This is a genomic window from Hyphomonas sp. (assembly GCF_041689225.1).
Classification (GTDB): domain Bacteria; phylum Pseudomonadota; class Alphaproteobacteria; order Caulobacterales; family Hyphomonadaceae; genus Hyphomonas.
Genome location: NZ_JBDNGN010000094.1, coordinates 1 through 5,110, shown reverse-complemented (window position 1 = coordinate 5,110; position 5,110 = coordinate 1). Strand labels below are relative to the sequence as shown.

The following is a 5,110-nucleotide window of genomic DNA, read 5'->3' as shown; positions in this document are numbered from 1 at the left end:
TCCGGCTTTCAAGTGGGTCAACACCGCCCTCGCCAATATCAAGAACGCTATGACTGGAACCTACCGAGCCATCCGCTCAAAGCATGTGCCCCGATACCTCGCCGAATTCGAATATCGCTTCAATCGTCGCTACGACCTCGCCGCCATGATGCCTCGTCTCGGCTACGTCGCCGTCCGCACTCCGCCCATGCCCTACCGCCTCCTCAAATTAGCTGAAGTTGGTGCGTAATCAGGAAAATCTAAGATTGATTCCGTCGCGCTTTCGCAAACGCGCGATCGGTCGCCATGAAGCGCGCGATCATGGGGCCGATGAGCTTTGTGGGATCTGTTACAGGTTGCCCGCCCTCGCGGGTGAGCACGTCGGCGTAAGCTGTGAGATCACGGTGCAGCGCCGCGGGAAGTTCGAGGGTGATCTTCACCGGCTTATCGTCGGCGAGCGGACCAAGTTTCAGCTTCGTCATGTCAGCCTCCATAGGGTTCCAGGACGAGGTCGCGCGTGACGATCACGCGGACGGGGAAGCCTGGCCGTATAGTCAATGTTGGTGCGATGTTGAGCTGGCGGCTGACGACCTGCTGGCCGGTTTGGCTGATACTGTTAGACGCGCCCTGGCGCAGCGCACGTACGATGTCGCTTTCCTGGCCTGACGATCCAGCCTCTGCGCCGACGCTGAGCAGGGTTGAAAGTGCGGCGGCCTTGAAGAGGTCTCCCCAATGATAGTTCACGCCGTCCTCGAGACCGGCAAAGCCTTCGGCGTCGGCACCCGGTTGGCGTTCCAGAACGATTGAGCGGCCGTTCGGCAGTATGAGTCGGTTCCACACGAGGAGAACGCGGCGTTGGCCGAAGCCGACGCTATTGTCATACTGGCCGATCAATCGGGTTCCCTGCGGCACGAGCAGGATGCGGCCGGTGGGGCTGTCATAAACATTCTCAGTCACCTGCGCGGTGATCTGTCCCGGCAGGTCGGAGTGGATACCGGTGATGAGGGCAGCCGGGATCACGGCGCCCGCCTGTAGAATGTTCGGAGAGGCCGGGGCGGCAACGCGATCCGGTGAGACAGTGCGCTTGTCTGGCGCGGCGTTGAGGAAAGCAAGTTGGCGGTCCTGCGCGGACGGAGTGGCCGGTTGCGGCGCCAGGCCGAGACTTGTGAGATCCGGCAGGGCTGGCGGGCTGGTCGAGGCGCCTGCCGTTGCAATGCTCGAAGCCGAGCGTGTTTCCGTGCTGGAGAAGAGCCGGCTTGTCCGGGCGGCATCGAGTTCCTGAAGCTTGCGCTGCTCTTCCGCGCTGATGCCGGGATTCGGGCTGGCCATTCCGGGATTCGGTACGGCCTGCCCTCCGTTCTGCGCATTCAGAATTGGCCTGCCAAGATCGCCGGGCAATGGCGGGCCAAGCCGAGGCCCCGTGTAATCGCGTGGCAGCCCGGCGAGCCCATCGGCCGTGGTGCGGTTATCGGTCGAGTAAAGCTCTGTGGCTGATTTTCCGCTGTTGCGAGTCTGAAGGGCGTAGATCAACGCGCCACCGAGGCCGAGGCAAGCGACGAGGCCGATTCCTGCCAGCACCTTGCGCGATAGCCGCGTTACACGCGGCGCATCGGCCCGTAGCCGCATCGGCGCAGGACTGACGGGTTCACCAGCCAGGGGCTGGACGTCATCACCTTCGCCGTCGTCCTCTTTCCGGATTCCAGTGTCACTCACGACGCGGGCCTCCCATCGGTACGTACGATCCGGACACGTTTCTGGGAGCTACCCGAGCCAAGGCGAAGCTCGGCAGCGGCAAAAAGCCGGTCGACGATCATGTGGTTGCCGCGCACGCGGTAGTTCACCAGCTCGGAGGTATTGCCTTCGGGGCCGACGATGAAGAGCGGCGGCATCTCGCCTTGTCCTATGCCGCGCGGGAATTCGATGAAGACCTGTCGACCATCATCAAAGGCGCGCAATGGTCGCCAGGGGGCACGGTCGCCCTCGATCGCGTAGCGGAAGTTGACGGAAGCGAGATCCACGCCGGAGGCGACGGGCCGGGTCGCTTCGGCCTGAACATTCTGGCGGCGGAGCGCGATAAGCTGGTCCTGCGGGTATTGCCAGGATACGGATGCCATATAGGTCCGTTCAGTCGAACGTAGTTCCACATAATAGGTGCGCAGGTTCGTATTGATGACGAGGTTCGTCATCAGCTCCGCGCGGGTCGGCTTGACGAGAATATGAATCTGCTTTGTGGCGCCCGCGCCGCTCTCGGTGTCGCCGATGATCCAGCGGACGGTATCACCGGCGGCGACAGGGCCGGAGCCGACCAGCTGTTCGCCGGGTTGGAGGGCGACGTCAGTGATCTGACCGGGAGCGGTATAGACCTGATAGAGCGCCCCTTGTGTGAACGGATAGACCTGGATGGCGTTGATGAAGCCGTTACGCACCGGCTGCATTCGCGCGGCGGTATTGGCTTGATTGACACGGGCGGCCGGATCGATCAGCTCGGGGACCGGCTTCGTGCCTGTTCCCGTCACGGGCTTCAACTGGCCGGGCAGTGGAAGAGGGCGCGGGATCTCAACGATCTGCACCGGTGCTGGCGGATCGGCGCTGAGTGTCGCGGGCGCGGCTTCGTCGTAAGAAATCTCAGGCGGCTTGAGCGCTGTCGCGCAGCCTGCAAGTGTTGTTGCACAAAGCAGAAGGGCGGCGAATGCCGGCGTCGATTTAGATGTCGGTGTGAATGTGTGAGAAGCCGGTTGTCCGGCTTTCCGGTAATACGGCTTCATTGTCCAAGCTCCCGTGACCAGTTGATGGCGTTGATGTAGATTCCGAGCGGGTTTGCCCGGAGTTTTTCGGCGTCATGCGGCGGCTGCACGACGATGGTGAGGATGGCGGTCCAGCGCGAGGTCTCGGCCAGCGAACCGTCCTGATAGGTCCGCTGGACCCAGGCGACGCGGAAGCTATCCGGCGAGGCCCGGATGACGCTGGAGACATCGACAGCGATCTGGCTCTTTCCGATCTTCGAGAAGGGGTCGTTCGAACGGGCATAATCGTTTAGCGCCAGCGCGCCGCGATCGGTCGTGAACTCGTAGGCCCTGAGCCAGTTCTGGCGCACGATGATCGGATCGGCCGGGATCGAGCGGACCTGTTCGATGAAGCGGGCGAGGTGCCAGGCCATCTGCGGATCGGTCGGGAGATAGTCGGCTTGCGCCGGAGCAATGGCCTGCGCCTGGCCGAGGCGATCGACCTGCACCACCCAGGGCACGATGTTGCCCCGTGCCGATTCCCAGACGAGCGCTGTGGCAAAACCGGCCGAAAGGATCAGTGAGCCGAAGGCCATCAGCCGCCAGTTTTTTGCCTGAACGCGGGCGGAGCCGATGCGCTCATCCCAGACCTGGCTTGCCCGCTGATATGGCGTCTCCGGCTCTGTTGTTTTCCCGAAGTGGGTGGAAGGTCGTTTGAACATTATCGGTCACTTTCAGAGAGGTTGATGGAGGAGCCACCGCCGTGGGCGTCGCCGGATCGCACGGCGTGAGCTGCGGCTGAGACCCCGTGGCTCATGGATTGGGAGCGCTTCATGCGTTTGGCCCAGGCGGGCGGGCCTTCGCCGGATGGCGCAGGAGAAGCGGTCGCGGATTCAGCGGCATCACTGCCGGCAGCACCCGACGTGAAGGCGCCGCCGGTTGCTTCGAAAGCCGATCTTGCGCCGGCGGAGAAGCTCGACTTCATGCTGTCGGCGGCGCGCGATGCCGCGCGCTTCAATGGCGAAATCGCAGCACTGCCACTAGCGCGCGCCACGCTTCCAAGACCGGAGGCAACGCCCGCCGCGCCGGATTGTCCGGCGGCGCCCAGGCTGTAGGCGGTAGATGCCCCGCCAGCCATTGCGGCTCCGCCGCGCGCTGCTGCGGCAGCGCCGCCGGCCAGACTTGCGCCACCGGAAGCGACGGCGCCGACAGCGGCGCCTGCCGCCACGACCGCGCCACCGGCGGCAAGGCCGGTTCCGATGGCGGCGCCCGCGCCGAGTTGCGGGCCACCTGAGACGAGGCCGTTGGCGATGCCCGGGCCGAAAATGCCGAGGCCGAGCAGGGAAAGTGCAGCCAGAACGACGGCCATGGCGTCGTCGATCGTTGGCGTCGCACCGCCGAAGCCCGCAGTAAACTCGGAGAAAAGTGTCGAGCCGATGCCGATGATAACGGCCAGCACCAAAACCTTGATGCCTGACGAGATGACGTTGCCGAGCACCCGCTCGGCCATGAATGCAGATTTGCCAAAGAGGCCAAAGGGGATCAGCACAAAGCCCGCCAGGGTCGATAGTTTGAACTCGATCAGCGTGACGAAGAGTTGGACGGCGAGAACGAAGAAGGCGAGCAACACCAGTGCCCATGCGAAAAACATGCAGGCGATCTGAATGAAGTTCTCGAAGAACGACCAGTAGCCCATGAGGCTGGAAATGGATTCGAGTAGTGGTCGCCCGGCGTCGAGGCCGGTTTGCGCGACCTTGCCGGGGCGAAGGAGATCGGCGGTGGTGAAGCCCGTTCCGGAAGCCTTGAGACCGAGACCGGCAAAACTCTCGAAGACAATGCGGGCGAGATTGTTCCAGTTGCCGATCAGGTAGGCGAACACGCCGACGAACAGCGTTTTTTTGACCAGCCGTGCGATGATGTCGTCGTCGGCGCCCCAACTCCAGAACAGGGCGGCGAGCGTCACGTCGATCACGATCAGCGTCGTGGCGATGAAGGCGACTTCGCCACCGAGCAGACCGAAGCCGGAATCGATATAGCGGGTGAAGACTTCCAGGAAATGGTCGATGACGCCGGTGCCGCCCATGATGTTATCGCGCCTCGCTTGGTTGGGGATCGACGGCAACGGGCTGGGTCGGAGCGATTTTGGCAGGGACGGTGTCCACTGGGCTCGATGAGACGGTTGCGGTCGGTAGCCGCTCGGCGGGCCGTGATCCGGGCGCCAGGAATCGTTCGCGGTTCTCCGCCCAGGCCCGCAGGCAGACGGCATCATGCTGGCCAGCCTCGCCCAGGCGGGCACAGCGGAATAACTCGCCCCGCAACGGATCGGACGATGCGCTCTCCGCGTGGCCAAGGGCGCGAACCGACGGCGCGTCTTCTTTCCGGGTCAGCTCGATCGCTGTCGCGGTGAT

General features: G+C 63.7%; 7 protein-coding genes. 1 reads left to right on the top strand and 6 read right to left on the bottom strand.

The window, feature by feature from the left end:
* On the top strand, positions 1-229 hold a 229-nt coding region (locus ACESNB_RS08695), incomplete at its 5' end, for a transposase (protein WP_373006343.1).
* Between the two features lie 10 nt (positions 230-239).
* Here the strand turns inward: ACESNB_RS08695 and ACESNB_RS08690 are convergent.
* The 6 genes from ACESNB_RS08690 to trbK-alt form a co-directional block, all read right to left on the bottom strand.
* Positions 240-461, bottom strand: a complete 222-nt coding sequence (locus tag ACESNB_RS08690; RefSeq protein WP_373006341.1) for a DUF2274 domain-containing protein — start codon at positions 459-461, stop codon at positions 240-242.
* Position 462: 1 nt separating this feature from the next.
* The gene (locus tag ACESNB_RS08685) at positions 463-1,692 is read right to left on the bottom strand and encodes a TrbI/VirB10 family protein (RefSeq protein ID WP_373006339.1); all 1,230 of its coding nucleotides are present in this window, start codon (positions 1,690-1,692) and stop codon (positions 463-465) included.
* Positions 1,689-2,744 carry a P-type conjugative transfer protein TrbG gene (gene trbG, locus ACESNB_RS08680; RefSeq protein WP_373006337.1) on the bottom strand — a complete coding sequence of 352 codons (1,056 nt, stop codon included), beginning with the start codon at positions 2,742-2,744 and terminating at the stop codon, positions 1,689-1,691. The genes ACESNB_RS08685 and trbG overlap by 4 nt, the downstream gene beginning before the upstream one ends.
* Positions 2,741-3,424: a conjugal transfer protein TrbF gene (gene trbF / locus ACESNB_RS08675; protein ID WP_373006335.1), complete on the bottom strand. Its 684-nt coding sequence runs from the start codon at positions 3,422-3,424 to the stop codon at positions 2,741-2,743. The genes trbG and trbF overlap by 4 nt, the downstream gene beginning before the upstream one ends.
* The gene (trbL, locus tag ACESNB_RS08670; RefSeq protein ID WP_373006333.1) at positions 3,424-4,785 is read right to left on the bottom strand and encodes a P-type conjugative transfer protein TrbL; all 1,362 of its coding nucleotides are present in this window, start codon (positions 4,783-4,785) and stop codon (positions 3,424-3,426) included. Before trbL ends, trbF begins: the two co-directional genes overlap by 1 nt.
* Before the next feature lie 4 nt (positions 4,786-4,789).
* Positions 4,790-5,110 (bottom strand): putative entry exclusion protein TrbK-alt (trbK-alt, locus tag ACESNB_RS08665; RefSeq protein WP_373006331.1); only part of this gene is annotated, 321 nt, incomplete at its 5' end.

What these genes read in the sequence shown, in the direction of transcription:
- ACESNB_RS08690 (WP_373006341.1), bottom strand. Translation starts at nt 461, where the DNA reads ATGACGAAGCTGAAACTTGGTCCGCTCGCCGACGATAAGCCGGTGAAG.
- trbG (WP_373006337.1), bottom strand. Translation starts at nt 2,744, where the DNA reads ATGAAGCCGTATTACCGGAAAGCCGGACAACCGGCTTCTCACACATTC.
- trbF (WP_373006335.1), bottom strand. Translation starts at nt 3,424, where the DNA reads ATGTTCAAACGACCTTCCACCCACTTCGGGAAAACAACAGAGCCGGAG.
- trbL (WP_373006333.1), bottom strand. Translation starts at nt 4,785, where the DNA reads ATGGGCGGCACCGGCGTCATCGACCATTTCCTGGAAGTCTTCACCCGC.